This is a genomic window from Pseudomonas citrullilanati (genome assembly GCF_030580855.1).
GTDB lineage: Bacteria > Pseudomonadota > Gammaproteobacteria > Pseudomonadales > Pseudomonadaceae > Aquipseudomonas > Aquipseudomonas citrulli.
Window position 1 is genome coordinate 1 of record NZ_JAUQOP010000028.1, and the last position, 16,581, is coordinate 16,581.

Annotated in this window: 10 protein-coding genes; 1 reads left to right on the plus strand and 9 read right to left on the minus strand. The window is 65.6% G+C overall.

What is annotated here, in order from left to right:
* Positions 1 to 139: 139 nt before the first annotated feature.
* The 9 genes from nahK to Q6A48_RS17975 form a co-directional block, all read right to left on the minus strand.
* Positions 140 to 2,782 carry a hybrid sensor histidine kinase/response regulator NahK/ErcS' gene (gene nahK / locus Q6A48_RS17935; RefSeq protein WP_304555528.1) on the minus strand — a complete coding sequence of 881 codons (2,643 nt, stop codon included), beginning with the start codon at positions 2,780 to 2,782 and terminating at the stop codon, positions 140 to 142.
* Entirely contained in the window at positions 2,712 to 3,869 is a 1,158-nt protein-coding gene (gene nosP / locus Q6A48_RS17940; protein ID WP_304555529.1) for a nitric oxide-sensing protein NosP, read from the minus strand. Before nosP ends, nahK begins: the two co-directional genes overlap by 71 nt.
* Before the next feature lie 368 nt (positions 3,870 to 4,237).
* Positions 4,238 to 4,765: a nitrous oxide reductase accessory protein NosL gene (locus Q6A48_RS17945; RefSeq protein WP_304555530.1), complete on the minus strand. Its 528-nt coding sequence runs from the start codon at positions 4,763 to 4,765 to the stop codon at positions 4,238 to 4,240.
* A gap of 29 nt (positions 4,766 to 4,794) precedes the next feature.
* A complete protein-coding gene (locus Q6A48_RS17950; RefSeq protein WP_304555531.1) occupies positions 4,795 to 5,625 on the minus strand; it encodes an ABC transporter permease in 831 nt (276 codons plus the stop codon).
* A complete protein-coding gene (locus Q6A48_RS17955) occupies positions 5,622 to 6,539 on the minus strand; it encodes an ABC transporter ATP-binding protein (RefSeq protein WP_304555532.1) in 918 nt (305 codons plus the stop codon). The genes Q6A48_RS17950 and Q6A48_RS17955 overlap by 4 nt, the downstream gene beginning before the upstream one ends.
* Positions 6,536 to 7,855 (minus strand): nitrous oxide reductase family maturation protein NosD, encoded by a 1,320-nt coding sequence (locus Q6A48_RS17960; RefSeq protein ID WP_304555534.1) that lies wholly within the window; start codon positions 7,853 to 7,855, stop codon positions 6,536 to 6,538. Before Q6A48_RS17960 ends, Q6A48_RS17955 begins: the two co-directional genes overlap by 4 nt.
* Positions 7,856 to 7,881: 26 nt before the next feature.
* Entirely contained in the window at positions 7,882 to 9,810 is a 1,929-nt protein-coding gene (gene nosZ / locus Q6A48_RS17965) for a TAT-dependent nitrous-oxide reductase (protein ID WP_304555536.1), read from the minus strand.
* A gap of 52 nt (positions 9,811 to 9,862) precedes the next feature.
* Positions 9,863 to 12,031, minus strand: a complete 2,169-nt coding sequence (gene nosR, locus Q6A48_RS17970; protein WP_304555538.1) for a transcriptional regulator NosR — start codon at positions 12,029 to 12,031, stop codon at positions 9,863 to 9,865.
* Positions 12,032 to 12,187: 156 nt separating this feature from the next.
* Complete coding sequence (locus Q6A48_RS17975) at positions 12,188 to 13,651, minus strand: hypothetical protein (RefSeq protein ID WP_304555539.1); 1,464 nt, start codon at positions 13,649 to 13,651, stop codon at positions 12,188 to 12,190.
* Between the two features lie 193 nt (positions 13,652 to 13,844).
* Between Q6A48_RS17975 and Q6A48_RS17980 the strand changes: the two genes are divergently transcribed.
* Complete coding sequence (locus Q6A48_RS17980; RefSeq protein WP_304555540.1) at positions 13,845 to 16,502, plus strand: excinuclease ABC subunit UvrA; 2,658 nt, start codon at positions 13,845 to 13,847, stop codon at positions 16,500 to 16,502.
* Positions 16,503 to 16,581: the final 79 nt, after the last annotated feature.

Here is a 16,581-nt window from a genome sequence, read left to right on the forward strand (position 1 = left end):
TATTCGTAGCCCGCAGGTGCATGTTCCTTCCTCGCCGACAACCGAATTCCAGCGAACATCAGTATGGAAGAGCAAGGAACGGACTACCTATATCGCAGCCCAGCGGGGATAAATCCCCTCGCCACAAAAGCGGTGCAGCCTAACGGCTCGTTGTCCCACCCAACAGATGACTCATCGCAATCTTCAGCTTCATCGGGCGCACCGGCTTGTGCATCAGGGTGTGGCCGCGCTCGCGGATCTGCTGCTTGAGTTCGTTGCTGTAGTTGGCGGTGATCATCATTGCCGGGATCGGTGAGGCGCGCCGGGCGTTGATCCGCGCCACCGCATCGACGCCGTTCTGGTCATGGTCCAGGTGATAGTCGGCGATCAGCAGGTCCGCGCCCGCCGGATCGTCGTCCACCTGGCGCGCCAGGTCCTGCTCCGACAACGCGGTCGTCACCTGGCACCCCCAGCCTTCCAGCAAGGTGCGCATGCCGGCGCAGATCGCCGCGTCGTTATCCAGCACCCAGACCCGGGCGCCGCGCAGGCGGCCCAGCATCGGCTCGCTCATGTCCGGGCACGGCGACGGCTTGGGCGCGGTGGCGCTCAAGGGCACCTCGACGGCGAACATCGACCCCTTGCCCGGCCAGGAGCGCACCTGGATCCGATGGCCGAGGATCCCGGCGATTTTCTCGACGATCGCCAGGCCCAGGCCCAGCCCCCGGTCCTGGTTGGGCCGCTGCACGTCGCCGCGCTTGAATTCCTGGAAGATTTCTTCGAGCCGGTCTTCGGCGATGCCGATGCCGCTGTCCCAGACCTGGATCGACACCCGACCGCGATGCCGTCGGCAACCCAGCACCACCCGCCCGCCGGGGGTGTAGCGAATGGCGTTGCTGAGCAGGTTGCGCAGGATCCGCGCCAGCAGTTGCATGTCGCTGCGCACCAGCACCGAACAGCCGACGAAGTGCAACGCCAACCCTTCGCTGCGAGCGACCTGGACGTATTCGGCAGCGAGGTTGTCGAGCAGTTCGCTCAGGCAGAACGGCGCGACATCGGCCTTGATCACACCGGCGTCCAGCTTGGAGATGTCCACCAGGGTGCCCAGCAAGTGCTCCACGTCTTCCAGTGAATTGCTTACGTTGCGCACCAGGTGCGCGTTGGCGACCGGCTCGCGACGCTCCAGCAAGGCGCTGGTGAACAGCCGCGCGGCGTTGAGCGGTTGCAGCAGGTCGTGGCTGACCGCGGCGAGGAACTTGGTTTTCGACAGGTTGGCCTGCTCGGCCTCGCGCTTGGCCTCGCGCAGGCGCACTTCCACCCGGCTGCGCTCGTCGATTTCGCGCAGCAACTGGTCGTTGAGGCAGGTCAATTCGGCGGTGCGTTCCTGGACCCGCTGCTCCAGGTTCTGATAGGCCTGGTGCAGCGCCTCGGCGGTGCGCCGGCGTTCGGTGATGTCGCGGATCAGGACGAAGATCCCCACCACCTCGCCGCTGGCCAGGCGGTTGGGCACATAGGAGCGCAGCATGTAGCGCTCCTGGTTGTTGATGTTGGTCTCGGCGAACTCGAACGTCACGCTTTCACCCGCCAGCGCCCGGGCCACGTAGGCTTCCAGCCGCTGGTAATGCTGCTCGCTGTGGGCCTCGCGCAGGCTCTGGCCGAGCATCACGCCACGGGGCCAGCAGTACCACTGCTCGTAGACTTTGTTGGTGAATTCGTAGACCAGGTCGGCGTTGAGGTAGGCAATCAGCGCCGGCACGTGGTCGGTGATCAGGCGGATCCAGCGCTCGCTTTCGCTCAGGGCCTCGGCATGCTGGTAGCGCTCGGTGATGTCGGTGAACGTATTGACGTAGCCACCGGTGGGCAGCGGATGGGTGCGGATCTCCAGGACCCGGCCATCCGACAGGCGCTGTTCGCATTCATGGATCAACCGGCCATTGCTGTCGCGGCTGGCCGGGGTCAGCAGTTGCAGCTCGGAGTCGCCGATCACTTCGCTGAACGCGCGATGGGCGGCCACCGGTGCCAGGCCGCTGAGTTCCAGGAAGCGCCGGTTCCACAGCTCCAGCACGCCCTGGGCATTGACCATCGCCACGCCCTGGGACAGGTTGTCCACGGCCCGTTGCAGCAGGTGGGACTTCTGCGCGATGGCTTGCTCGCGGCGCACGGTTTCACTGAGCTTGACGTCGGTGATGTCGGTGAACAGCATCACCCGCCCGCCTTCCTGGGTCGGTCGCTCGCTGACCTGCAGCCAGCGCCCGTTCTGCATGCGATACAGCACATGCTCGTCGGCCTGCCCGCGCGGTTCCTCGCTGAACAGGCCGTTGGCGGTCATCAGGCGCTTGACCTCGCACAGGCGCATGCCGGCAATGATGCGCACCCGGCTGTGGGCCCAGAACGCCTTGAAGCGGCTGTTGAACAGGACGATGCGTTGCTGCGCATCGAACAGCACGAACGCATCGGAGATGCTCTCGATGGCGTCGATCAGGTGGCGGTGGGCGGTTTCCGCCCGCAACCGCGCCTCCCCCAGCAAATGGTTGCCGGCCTTGAGCTCGGCCATGGCCTGGTTCAGCGCGTCGGTGCGCTCGCGCACCTGTTCGGCCAGCACCACCGAATGCTGGAACGCCGCGTACGGGTCATTGCCCCGGGTCACCCCGGACTCCACCCGTTCGATCAGCGCCGCGTTGATCCGCCGCAGCTTGTGGTTTTCATGTTCGAGGCTGGCCAGTCGGGCCTGGAGGTCAGCGATGGCCGGGGGCGCGATGACGGGCAATGGCAACTCCGGTGAACGTCTGGTTGATGTGCATGCCATTGAACTGTTCTCCATAGGTGTTGAACCCCAGCACCCGCTGCTCGCGCAAGAATTGGCCGATCTGTTCCAGGCCGCCGCGGTCTTCCAGTTCCAGGCGCCTCAGGAAACAATCGCAGCCGATGGTCAGCAACACATCGCCAAGCCGTGCCTGCAAGCCTTCGAACAGGTTTTGCAGGTTGTTCAGCAACGGGCCCGGGGTCATGGCGGTCAGGACGATGCCGTTCTCCACCGCGCAGTAGAAACTCAGGCTCAGGTCCGGATGCACCTGCTGGATCGCCCGCACGTAATACTGGTCGTTGATGCGCACCGCCAGCGGGTGTGCGGCGAAGACCCGGTAATCGAGGGCACTGACCGGCACGCCGATGTGGCGGGCGTATTCCTCGGCGGCGGGTTCGGCGTTGAGCTCATAGACCCGCCGCGACGCGCTGTCGGCGCCGGTCACCACCAGTTTCTCTTCCCGCGGCAGGATGTGGTGGGTGGTGAACACCTCGAACTCCAGCCAGGTGTTGATCAGCACCACCACCGCCGCCCCGCCGTGGAACTGGCCTTCGAAGTACACGTGGGTGTGGGTCAAGTGGTTGTCGTCGCCGGCCGACCCGCCGAAATGCGGGATGTCGCCCAGGGCCGCGCTCAAGGCCGCCAGGACCATTTCCTCGCGACTGGACAAGCCGTCGAGCAGGGTCAGCGCAAAGCTGTGGCCCTTGATCGGCGCCAGGGCGTTGCTGCGGCAACCGCCGGCCAGCCGCTCGACCATCTGCTGGGCGTCGATCAGGCTGAAGTGTTCCATTTCGCCGATCAACTCGGCGGCGATGGAGAAATGCCGATGGTCGAACCCCACGGCCGTGACGCAATTGCGCCCATAACCCTGGGGCGTGATCTCCCCCGCGCTGGTGCAACCCACCAGGCGAATCCCGCCGAAGCTCTGCGACAGCGCCTGGCCGAGGGCCGGCAGGTCATAGGCGGCGGAGCAGAAAAACAGCACGAAGCCCAGGTGCGGATGCAACAACTGTCGCGCCAGCGACTGGGCGACTTCCTGGACATCCGTCGCCGCGGACATGGCGCTGACCACGCCTTCTGCCTGCTGCATCTGCGCCTCCGGCGGGTGCGTGATAGGGACCTTGAGTGTACGAAGATGGGCCGGGGCGACGAATGCTACTTGGGTAGGGGGTGGACGCTTCGATGGGAGGAGAAATGCTGATTCCAGACAGGGCCTGGTATCAGCGGTTGGGTGATGCTGTTCTTGGCAACGAAGTGCTCTTTGTGAAGACGTAATACTCTCTGTGCAAAGAGAGTGTTCTTGTGGCGAGGGGATTTATCCCCGCTGGGCTGCGAAGCGGCCCCCTGGGATCTGCCCGCCATACCGAGTCGCCAGCCTTAAGGGCCGCTCCGCGCCCCAGCGGGTATAAATCCCCTCGTCACAGAAGGTGTAGCCGTCGTGCGGCTACCTGGCCCGGCTCAGTGCCCCATCGACGACATCGCCAAGGCTTGTCCCAGCACCTTCTGGTCGATGTCCTCCAGGCGCAGCACCCGGCCACCGGTCTCGGTGGCGAGTTTCTGCGCCGCCTGGGCCTCGGCGAACGTCGCCAGGACGACGCCCATGGCGCCCTTGAGCCCGGAACCGACCACGAAATAGGCGGTCCGGGCGTCGATCAGGTGGGCGTCATCCGGGGCATCCCAATGGCTGCGCCCCATGTCATGGACATACAACTTGACGTCGGCCCGATGGTTCTCCGGTTGCAGCCACCAGCCGAGCATCTCCGCCGGGGAGCAGAATTTCTTCACCCCGCCGGCCCCGACCGCCGCGCCCTTGGGCCCGGGGAAGTCGGTGATGACCATGCCGCAGACATGGCACTCGTCACCGCGATGAAAGCCCAACGGCGCCTCGCTGGCCGGCGGCGGCCCGGCCTGGTCACACGCCGCCAGTGCCAGGCACACCAACACCCCGGCCAACAGCCGACTCGCCCTGGAATACACCTTGTTCATCGTTACAGCTCCTTATCAAGATCAGACATTCACGGGCAGCGGCGCTTGAACAGCCGGTAGGCCAGCCACAACGGCACGGCCATCCACACCACCAGGCACAACCACAGCCCCGGCGCCGAGACGGGCAGATCGCTGCCCAGGGTCAGCACGGCGGCGCCGCTGGCGCCCGAATCGAAACCGGACAAGTTGATCAGCCGATAGACATCGGTGGGGTTGAACAGCAAGAGCCACGGCAACAGTTGCGCACTGAAGCGCCCCTCGCTCAGCACCAGCAGCGCCAGCAAGGCCAGGTCGAACACCAGCACGAAGAAAAACCACACCCCCAGGGCCAACCCGGCGGCGGTGGACTTCTCCGCCGACAGGCTGCTCAGCACATAAGCCAGGCCCAGGAACACCCAGCCCAACAGCGTGCTGGACAGCATGAAGCGGCCGAAGGCCCAGAGCAGCAGGCTCAGCTCGACATCATCCACCAGTAGGGCGATGGCGAGCATCGCGCAGCCAAAGCCGATGAACGTCGCCAGGGCCAGGATCAGGCCGTGGCCGACAAACTTGCCCAGCAGCCACTGGCCACGTCCCAACGGGTAGGTCAGCAACAACAGCAAGGTGCCGCTCTCGTCCTCGCCGACGATGGCGTCATAGGCCAGCAGCAAGGCGATCAAGGGCATCAGGAAGGTCGCCAGGCTGGACAGGCTGGCCACCGTCGCCGGCACCGAGGTGAAACCCAATTGCCCCGATGCCGCCGCGCCCAACCAGGCGATGCCGATGGCCAGCACGGCGAACAACAGGCTGATGGCCAGCAACCAGCGATTGCGCAGGCCGTCGCGGAACTCCTTGCGGGCCATGGTCTGGATCGGGTTCATGGATGGGCCTCCTCGCTGGCGGCGCGGACCATGTAATGGCGGTACAGGTCCTCCAGGGACGGCGGCTTGATCTCGACGTCGGTGGGGTTGTGCTGCGCCAGCAACTGGCGCAACAGGGCGAGCTTGCTACCGTCCGGCGCCGACACTTGCAGGCCTGCGACGCCCCAGCCCTGGGTGACATGCCCTTCGCTGCGCCAGTGCTGCTGCAACTGCTCGGCACGGGCCAGGCCCGAGGCCCGGATCAGGGTCGGCAGACCGGCTTCCTGGCGCAGCCGGGCCAGGCTGCCCAGGGCCAGCAGGCGCCCGCGAGTGAGGATCGCGGCACGATTGATGTGCGCTTCGACGCCCGGCAGCACATGGGAGCAGAGGATGATGCTGGTGCCCTGCCAGCGCAGGCGGTCCAGCAACTTGTAGAGGTCCTGGGTGGCGATGGGGTCCAGGCCCACGGTCGGCTCATCCAGCAGCAACAGGCGCGGTTGGCCGAGCAACGCCTGGGCCAGGCCGAGGCGCTGGCGCATGCCCTTGGAATAAGTGCGTACCCTGCGCCGGGCCGCGTCCGCCAGGCCCACCTCCTCCAGCAACCGCTCGACCTGCTCGGGCGCCGCGCCCTTGAGCCGGGCAAAGTGGCGCAAGGTTTCCAACCCGCTCAGTTGCGGATAGAACATGACGTTCTCCGGCAGGTAGCCGAGCAGTCGCCGCACGCCCGGGTCACTGGGCTCGCGCCCGAAGACCCGCACCTGCCCTTCGCTGGCCCGCAATAGACCGAGGATCAACTTCATGGTGGTGGTCTTGCCGGCACCGTTGTGCCCGAACAGGCCGAGCACTTCGCCCTGGGCCAGGTTCAGGTTCAACCCGTGCAGCACGGCGGCGTCGCCATAGCGCTGGCTGACGCCTTGGATCTCGACGACGTTCAAGACGCGTCCTCCTGGGCACTGTTGCGTGGTGGGGGCTGGACCGGTGCCGCCATCAGCGGATGACTGTCCAGCACCCCGGGGGATTTCATCACCGGGAAGGCCCGCTGCACCCAGCGCAGCAGTTCGATGCCGGGGCTGTTCATCAGCAGCCGCACCTGGGGATACAGCCACAGCAGCCGGTCCACGTTGTCGTTGGGTTCATAGGCCACATCCCCCAGGCCGTCGCCATTGCGGTCCCAGCCCAGGTAATCGCTCCAGTAGTTGCCGCGTCCCTCGGCCGACCACTCCTGCAGGCGGGTGGCGACGTACTTGACCTGGCGCTGGTTGTGGACGAACGCATTGCCGGCGATGCGGTTGTCCTCGGAGCCGGCGGTCAAGTGGATGCCCACCGCGCTGCGTTCGAAATGGTTGCCTTCGATGCGATTGAACAGCGAGTTGTAGATGAACAGGGCCTTGCCCTCGGCACCGACGATCATGGTGTCGCCGGTGGACCCGTCGCGTACGTCGATGACGACGTTGTCGCGCAGGGTCGAATAGGTGATGTAGTTCATCAGGATCCCGTAGTTCTGATCCTGTTCGGAACGGTTGCCGATGACCGTCAACTGGCGGCTCTGCATCAGCGCATAACCGGTGCGCGTGCGCCGGGTGACGTTGTCCAGTAGGCGGTTATCGTTGGCGAACATGTAGTGCACGCCGTAGCGCAGGTCTTCCAGGACATTGCCCTGAAGCAGGTTGCCGTTGGAGGTGTCGATGTAGATGCCGTCGCGGGTGTCGCGCACCTGGTTGCCGATGACCCGGGCGCTATGGACCGCATACAGGTGGATGCCGTTGCCACGGTCCTGGGAGCGCAGGTTCGCGTCGCCCTGGATGCGGTTGTTTACCAGGCTGACGTCCCGCGTGCCATCGACCCAGATGCCGAAGCCCGGGCCCTGCATCCGATTGCCGCGCACCACCGCCCCCTGGGCAACAGGCTTGATGAACACGGCGGCGTTCATCGCCGTCAGGTCATGGCCCCAGTCCAGGAACGTACAACCCTCGATGCGCACGTTCGGCGCCTGGATGATCAGGCCGTTGCCCTCGCCCTGCCCCATGAAAACCGCCTCCGGCGCACAGGTGAGGGTCATCGGCTGATCGATGCTGAACGAGCCCCGGTACTGCCCCGCCGGCAGGCGCCACTGCTGCTCGCCTTCCGGTTGCAAGGGCAGATCGGTGATCGGCTGCGGCGCGCCACACGCGCCGCCCGATAGCAGGCCGATCATCAGCGCAATGACCGCTTGGCCAGCGCGCCCCGCGGGTTGTCGCTGTTTCCCGGCCATTGACGCTGTCTCCTTCTTCAACCGGCTCAGGCTTTTTCAACCAGCATGCGGCCGACCATTTCCATGTGCAGGGCGTGACAGAACCAGCTGCAGTAGTACCAGTGCAGGCCGGCCTTGTCGGCGGTGAAGGTGATGGAGGACGTCTGCTGCGGGCTGATCTCCATGCTCACGCCATGGTTGGTCATGACAAAGCCGTGGGAAACGTCTTCGATCTGGTCGATGTTGGTAATGGTGACCGTCACTTCGTTGCCTTGCTTGACGGTGAACTCCGTCAGGCCGTAGGCCGGCGCCATCGACGTCATGTACACCCGCACCTTGTTGCCGTCGCGGATGACCTTGTTGTCGGTCTCCAGGTTGATGCCGTCCTTTTTCGCCAACGCCACTGTCTCGGCGAAGAACGGATCGTTGCGATTCCAGATTTTCTGGGTCTTGATCTGGTCGCGCCGGGCGAGAATGCAGTCGTGGGGTTCGGCGAAAGCCGGGCCATCGTGGACCAGCTTCATTTCCTCGCCGGAGATGTCGATCAACTGGTCGTTCTCCGGGTGCAGCGGCCCGGTGGGCAGGAAGCGGTCCTTGGAGAACTTGCACAACACCACCAGCCACTTGCCGTCCGCCTCGCTGGTTTCGGTCAGGGAGGCGTGGTTGTGCCCCGGCTGGTATTGCACGTCGAGTTTCTGCTTGATGTAGTTGACCTTCTCGCCCTTGTAGGCGCGGATGGCCTCGTCCATGTTCCACTTCACCACCTGGCTGTCGATGAACAGCGTGGTGTAGGCGTTGCCGCGCCCGTCGAAGGTGGTGTGCAACGGCCCCAGGCCCAATTCCGGCTCGGCGACGATCACTTCCCGCGGGTCTTTGAAGCGGTCGGCGAACAGGTCGTCCAGTCGGTCGATGGCAATCATCGAGACCGTGGGCGACAGCTTGCCGTTGGCGATGAAATATTTGCCGTCGGACGAGGTGTTGCAGCCGTGGGGGTTCTTCGGCACCGGGATATAGCGGGTGAATTCGGAGTCCTTGCCATCGGTCTTGCGACCATCGACCACCGGCACCTTGGAGCCGTCCAGGGTGATGAACTTGCCGGCCTTGATCGCCGCCTCGATCCGCGGGATGTTGAACACCACCACCCAGTCGCGCTCGTTGCGCATCATGCCGCCCAGGTCGTAGGCCTTCTCCGAGTTGTAGCAGGTGCTGGCGGCGTATTGGCCGGTGTAGTCGGCGTCGGAGTTATCAAGGTTGCCATCGACGATCACCTGGAACGCCATTTCCATTTTCTCGGCATCGATGGCGTTGAACATGGTGAAGCTGTTCTTGTCTTGCAGGTCGAAGGTGTGGCCATCGTTGGGATGCGGGATCACGAACTCGGCGTTGGCGAACACGTACTTGGTGTAGGGCACCTTTTGCAGGCGCAGGCCGTGGATCGCCTGCACGTTGGGAACGGTGAGGATCTTGTCGCACTTCATGATGTCCAGGCGAATGCGCGCGATCCGGGAGTTGGCCTTGTCGTTGATGAACAGGTACTTGCCGTCGTACTTGCCGTCGGTCATGGAGATGTGCGGGTGGTGGCAGTCACCGTTCTTGTACTTGGCGCTCTCCCCCAGGATGCGCTTGCTCTCGTTGGTCAGGCCCCAGCCAGTGGCCGAGTCGACGTTGAACACCGGGATGCGCATCAACTCGCGCATCGACGGCACGCCCAGCACCCGCACCTCACCCTGGTGGCCGCCGCTCCAGAAGCCATAGTATTCGTCGAGTTCGCCGGGACCGACGTGGATCTTGGACTTGGCTTCCTTGGCCTCCTTGGCGGCCGCCGCCCACGATTCCCGGGTAAAGGTCCCGGCCCCCAGCGCCGTGGCACCGGCCAGCACGGCGCCGGTGACCGCACCGGTGCCGAGAAAGCTGCGCCGGCTCACGCCACGCGGTTCTTCCACCACGTCCGGCGTGGCGTTGTTCTTGTCGCTCATGCTGTGTGCTCCATCAAGAATGAAAGGGTCGGGGGCAGTTTCCCCGGGCGACTCAAGGCGCCGGGCTCACTTGCACCACGGGAATCAGCTGCGGATCGGCCACCGCCGCCTTGCCGCGCTTCTTGCGCTTGTTGATCAGCGGTGGGCATTTGTTTTCGTTGTGCCAGGTCATCTGGCAATCGAGGCAGTAGTGGCATTCGTTGGCGTTGATGCGGCCGTCGGGATGAATCGCCTGGATCTCGCATTCCTTGGCGCACAACTGGCAGGGGTTGCCACATTCCTTGCGGCGCTTGAGCCAGTCGAACAGGCGCAGGCGTGTGGGCATCGCCAGGGCCGCGCCCAATGGGCAAAGGTAGCGGCAATAGACTTTGCGGGTGAACAGGTTGATCACCAGCAGGCCCACCGCGTACGCCACGAACCACCACTGGCGGTCGAAGCGCAGGGTGACGGCGGTCTTGAACGGTTCGATCTCGGCCAGGCGTTCGGCGCTGGCCATGGACTCCAGGGAGACGCCGAACAGCACCAGCAAGATGATGTACTTGAGCGCCCACAGCCGCTCGTGGACAGCGAATGGCAGCTCGTACTGGGGCACCTTGAACCGCCGGGCCAGCTCGTTGATCAGCTCCTGCATCGCGCCGAACGGGCACAGCCAGCCGCAGAACACCCCGCGCCCCCAGAGCAGGATGCTGGCGGCGGTGAACACCCAGAGGATGAAGATCAACGGATCGGTGAGGAACAGCTCCCAGCGAAAGCCTTCGAACAGCGCATGGACGAACGTCAGCACGTTGACCACCGACAACTGCGCCAGAGCAAAGCCGCCGAGAAACACCACGGTGAACACCAGGTAGCCCCGGCGCACCCAATGCAACAGGGTCGGCCGCCGGGCCAGGGCGTCCTGGAAGAACAGAATGACGGTCAGCACCAGCAACGCCACGCCGAGCAGGCTGATCTCGACACTTTTCTGGTACCACAGCGTCAGCCACATCGGCCGGCTGGCCTCCTGCGCCGCGGCCAGTTGTTCGGCGCTGGGCAATGGCCGCTCCAGGTAGGCTTCGGGCAATTGATAGGCCAGTTCGAAGCTGCTGAACGTGCCGCTGACCGGGCCGGTCTGGCGACGCACCAGCAACTCCAGGCTCCAGGGCGCGCCGGGGTCGAAACGGTGGCTGGCGCGGATGATGAAAATCGCCATCTCATCGAAGGCCGGCATGTCGTCGGCGGCGACGTCGTCCAGGCGCTGGAAGTCCAGGTCACGGAAGCTGATGGTGTTGCCGAACTGGCGCAACACCACCCGGTCGAAGATGCCGCCGCGCACATACCCCGAGCCCTTGAAGGAGTAGCGCCCGCTGCCCAACACCGCGATGGCTTGCTCGCCCGGCTTGAGCTCGCTCATCAGCGTGCGGTACGGCCCTTCACCCAGCAGGTTGCGGCCGATGGTGGGCGGGTTGAGGTGGGTCACGTACAAGTCGATGAAGGTGTCGTCGGCCTCAGCGGCGCTGGCGACTTCCACCTGCTCGGCCTCGGTGCCCTTGAAGGAAGCATCGACCTGGCCGCGCGTCAGGTGCAGGCGCCGCACCGCGCCGTTACCCGTGAGCGTCGCCCAGTCGGCGGGCTCGAAGCGGTCTTCGCGCACCCGGGCCGGCGCCACCGCCAACCCGGCGTCGCCCTTGACCAGGCCCAAGGCCAGGGCGACGTCGTGGGCGGCCCGCATGATCACTTCGTTGACCACCATCGCCGTCACGGTGGCACCGGCGATGGCATCCACCGTCACCGCATTCGGGTCGCTGGAGTGCCCCACCACCACCCGCTGGCTGACCTTGATGCCGCTGTAGCGCGCGCTGAAGGCGTGGAGTTTTTCTTCGGCGATGCCGATCAACAGGATCGGTTCATGGTGTTCCAGCACATAGGCGTCGAGGATCACCCCGGTCGGATCGAGGACGACCTGGACGTTGATCGGCTTGCCTGAATAGGCCGGAATGTCCACCACGTCGAGGCTTTGGAACACGTAGCCGACGATCTTGCCCGCCGCCGACAGCGTGCGCACCTTGTAGGGGCCTTCAGGCTCGGAGATGGCGTCGGTCTGGCCCAGCACATGGTGGATGCGCTGCTGCTGGATGTCCCCGTAGTCCTTGGCCTGGGCCAGGCCCGCGAGCAGCAGCAGGAGAATGAACAGGCCACCCAGCCAGTGGCGGGACGGGTGCAGCAGCGCAAAGGAAGGGGTCATGGACGCCAGGGCTTAGGACAGGATCTTGGCGTCCATCGTAGGGGCCGCCCTGCCTTTGGCCCTTGATTGAAATCAACTTGCTACAAAACCTATGGCAATGCGACATCCCACGCCGGGAAGCAAGGCCCCTGGCTCCCGCGGGGGCCGCAAGCGCCCTCACCGCAAACCATAGGCATACACCCCCAGGTCGTTGTTGTCGTACCAATTGCCCTTGGCCCAGAACACCCGATCCTGGCCCGGTTGGAAACCCAGTACGCCCAGGTAACCGTCGACCGCCAGCTTGTGCCACGAACGGCCCCAGTCCCTGGAATAGAACACCCCGTCCGCGGAGATGCTCGCGTCAGACCACCAGTAGAGCCAGCGCGGCGGGCGGTGCTCGCTGCTGGTGTTGATCAGCAAGGTGTTTTGCCCGGCCCAGAAACCGTGGCCGCGCAAGCGGCTGTCCGAAGCCAGCGGCGCGAACACGCTGGGCAGCTCGCCCACGGGGCGCCAGGTTTGCGTGGAGGTGTCCAGCTCGGCGACGACGTCCCGGCCCTGGTGCCCCTGGTCGATCAGGCCGAACACCCGCCCGGCCTCGTTCTGCGCCAGGGCATCGATGAACAGCTTGTCGTCACGCTGCCGGGCCACGATTTGCCACTTCCCGGCCTGGCGTTGCAGCTCGGCCCGCGTGGTGACGTTGACGACGATGTTGCCACGCTTGCCATCGGGATGGCTGCCCCAGAACCGTTGGGACAGCCAGATGAGCGCGCGCTGCCCATCGACCTGGATGACGTGCCCGCGAATCTCGCCCTGATCCTCGGCCTCGGTGTGCCATTGCACGACGTCGGGACGTTGGTCGCGGGCGTACTGGGCGGTCACCAGCAGCGACTCGGCGCTGACGATCGGCGTGCTGGTCGCACCGCGATCGGCCGAGTAGAACAGGCCGGTGGCGACGCCATCGGGCTTCTGCGCGCCGATCTCGCTCAACGAGCCCCAGGCCCAGACTTCATCCTGGCCATGGAAATAGGGCTCGAGGCTCCAGGCCACCTGGTCGGTGTCGGCGAAGAAGCCATTCTTCAACCAGGTCCAATGCATGCCCTGGTCATCGCTGCGCAGGACGACGGTCTGACGCGGCCCTTCGCTGGTCTCGGCATCGGGCCGGTCAAGGCCGGTAAGCAGGAACAGGCTGGCGCCATCGGGACTGGCGACCAGGCACGCAGCGCCGCTGACATGGGCCACCAGCTGAAATTGCCCCTGGGCATCGAGACGCGAGATGAACGAGGTCTCGGTCTCGCGCGCCGAAAAAATGCTGAAGGCCCCCAGCTGCGGCGCCGCCTCGGTTTCCTTGGGCTTGCCGTAGACCACGACGTCCAGGTCCTGGACCTCGGCCCCAGGTTCCAGCGCCTGCGCATCACGCTCCAGGCGCCCCACCAGCCAGGTGCCCTTCGGGGTGGCGACGACGCCTGTGCAATACTGGGTCATCGCCCGCTGGCGGGTATCCTTCACAGCCCCCACCTGTTGCCGGTCCGGGCTGTCGCCGCCCCACTCCAGCTTGGCGCTGGTGATCGTCCACATGTACCACAGCGCGGCAACGGCCAGCAGAGCGACAAACAATTGGGTGAAACGCTTCGATCGTGGCATGGGAGCTCCGTATCCATGGGAAAACCGGGAATGCTTTTCTCATCTCCCGAGGCCCGAGTAAATTTTTATCGCACGAGAACGGACGAACCCGGTCGCATTATTGTCAGGGCTGTGACTCAGGTTGCATTCTTCGGCAAGGCGCCGCTACGCCACACAGCCACAACGCTCAAGCAGTCGCAGACAAGGAACCCCAATGCCCCCACGCTCCGGCCCCGCCGCCACCTCGTCATTGCCAGACAACGCCGGTTTCGTCCGGGTCCGTGGCGCCCGCGAACACAACCTCAAGAACGTCGACGTCGACATTCCGCGCGACGCGCTGGTGGTGTTCACCGGCGTGTCGGGGTCCGGCAAATCGTCGCTGGCCTTCTCCACGCTCTACGCCGAGGCCCAGCGCCGCTACTTCGAATCCGTCGCCCCGTATGCCCGGCGCCTGATCGACCAGGTGGGCGTGCCGGACGTGGACAGCATCGAAGGCCTGCCGCCGGCAGTGGCCCTGCAGCAACAGCGCGGCACGCCCAGCGCGCGCTCCTCGGTGGGCAGCGTCACCACCCTGTCGAGCCTGATCCGCATGCTCTACTCCCGGGCCGGCAGCTACCCCGCCGACCAACCGATGCTCTACGCCGAGGACTTCTCGCCAAACACGCCCCAGGGAGCCTGCCCGGAGTGCCATGGCCTGGGCCGGGTCTACGAGGTGACCGAGGCGTCCATGGTGCCGGACCCTTCGCTGACCATCCGCGAACGCGCCGTGGCGGCCTGGCCCATGGCCTGGCAGGGGCAGAACCTGCGGGACATTCTGGTCACCCTGGGCTATGACGTCGATGTGCCCTGGCGCGACCTGCCGAAAAAGCAACGGGACTGGATTCTCTTCACCGAGGAAACCCCGACGGTGCCGGTGTACGCCGGACTGACCCCGGCCCAGACCCGCGCCGCCCTCAAGCGCAAGCTCGAACCCAGTTACCAGGGCACCTTCAGCGGCGCCCGGCGCTACCTGCTGCACACCTTCATGCACTCGCAAAGCGCGCAGATGCGCAAGCGCGTGGCGCAATACATGCGTGCCAGCCCCTGCCCGCTGTGCGAGGGCAAGCGCCTCAAGCGCCAGGCGCTGACGGTGACGTTCGCCGGCCGGGACATCGCCGAGCTGTCGCACCTGCCCTTGCTGGAGCTGGCTGACGTACTCAAGGGCGTGCTGGCCCCCGACTACCTCGACCAGGCCGAAGAACCGGGCGAAGTGCTCACCCACCAGCAGACCCGGGCCGCCCGCGAACAACGCGCTGCCCGGGGCGAGAACCCGCACGCCGGAGGACCGGACGCGCGGCACACCCACAACCTGTCCCTGGAAAAACGCCTGGCCGCCCAGCGCATCGCCGCCGAATTGCTGGAGCGGATTGTCACGCTGATCGACCTGGGCCTGGGCTACCTGGCCCTGGAACGCAGCACGCCGACGCTGTCTTCCGGGGAGCTGCAACGCCTGCGCCTGGCGACCCAGCTCAACTCCCAGCTGTTCGGGGTGATCTACGTGCTCGACGAACCCTCCGCCGGCCTGCATCCGGCCGACAGCGAGGCGCTGTTCGATGCCCTGCAACGGTTGAAGGCCGCCGGCAACTCGGTGTTCGTGGTCGAGCATGACCTGGACACCATGCGCCGCGCCGACTGGCTCATCGACGTCGGCCCAGACGCTGGCGAACAAGGCGGCAAGATCCTCTACAGCGGCCCACCCAAAGGCCTCAGCCAGGTACAGGCCTCGCGGACCCGCGCCTATCTGTTCGCCGAAGCCACCGCGACGGCTCGCATACCTCGGGCCGCCGAGGACTGGCTACGCCTGGAGGGCATCAGCCGCAACAACCTCGACAACCTCAGCGCCGCCTTTCCATTGGGCTGTTTCACGGCGGTGACCGGGATCTCCGGCTCCGGCAAATCCAGCCTGGTCAGCCAGGCCCTGCTCGACCTGGTGGGCGCCCACCTGGGCCAGGCCAGCGCCAACGCCGAACCCGAGGAACAAAGCCTGGAGGATGAACCGCTGCAAACCAGCGGCGGCCAGGTCACCGCCGGGCTCGAAGGGATCAAGCGGTTGGTCCAGGTGGACCAGAAACCCATCGGTCGCACGCCGCGCTCCAACCTCGCCACCTATACCGGGCTGTTCGATCACGTACGCAAACTGTTCGCCGCCACGGAACAGGCCCAGGCGCTGGGATTCGATGCCGGGCGGTTTTCCTTCAACGTCGCCAAGGGCCGTTGCGAGACCTGCGAGGGCGAAGGCTTCGTCAGCGTCGAATTGCTGTTCATGCCCAGCGTCTACGCCCCCTGCCCCACCTGCCACGGGGCGCGCTACAACCCGCAGACCCTGGGAGTCACCTGGCAGGGCCTGGACATCTCCCAGGTGCTGCAACTGACGGTGAACGAGGCCCTCGACGTGTTTGCCGAACAAGCGGCGGCGCGGCGCACCCTGCAGGTGTTGCAGGACATCGGCCTGGGCTACCTGCGCCTGGGCCAGCCGGCCACCGAGCTGTCCGGTGGCGAGGCGCAGCGCATCAAGCTGGCGACAGAACTGCAACGCAAGGCCCGGGGCGCGACCTTGTACGTGCTGGATGAACCGACCAACGGCCTGCACCCGCAGGACGTGGATCGCTTGCTGGTGCAGCTCAACCGCCTGGTGGACGAAGGCCACACAGTGGTCGTGGTGGAGCATGACATGCGGGTCGTGGCCCAGAGCGACTGGGTCATCGACATCGGTCCGGGGGCCGGGACCCAGGGAGGGAAAGTCGTGGTGTGCGGACCGCCGGCCGCGGTCGCCGAGTGCCAGGACAGCCGCACGGCGCCGTTCCTCGGCCGGGCCCTGCGACCAGATGGTTGAGTGGGATCGGGGGCTGCCGCGCCGCCCAGCGGGGACAAGCTCCCTCGCCACAGTGGGCGGGCGCAGCAGGCGTCACGTC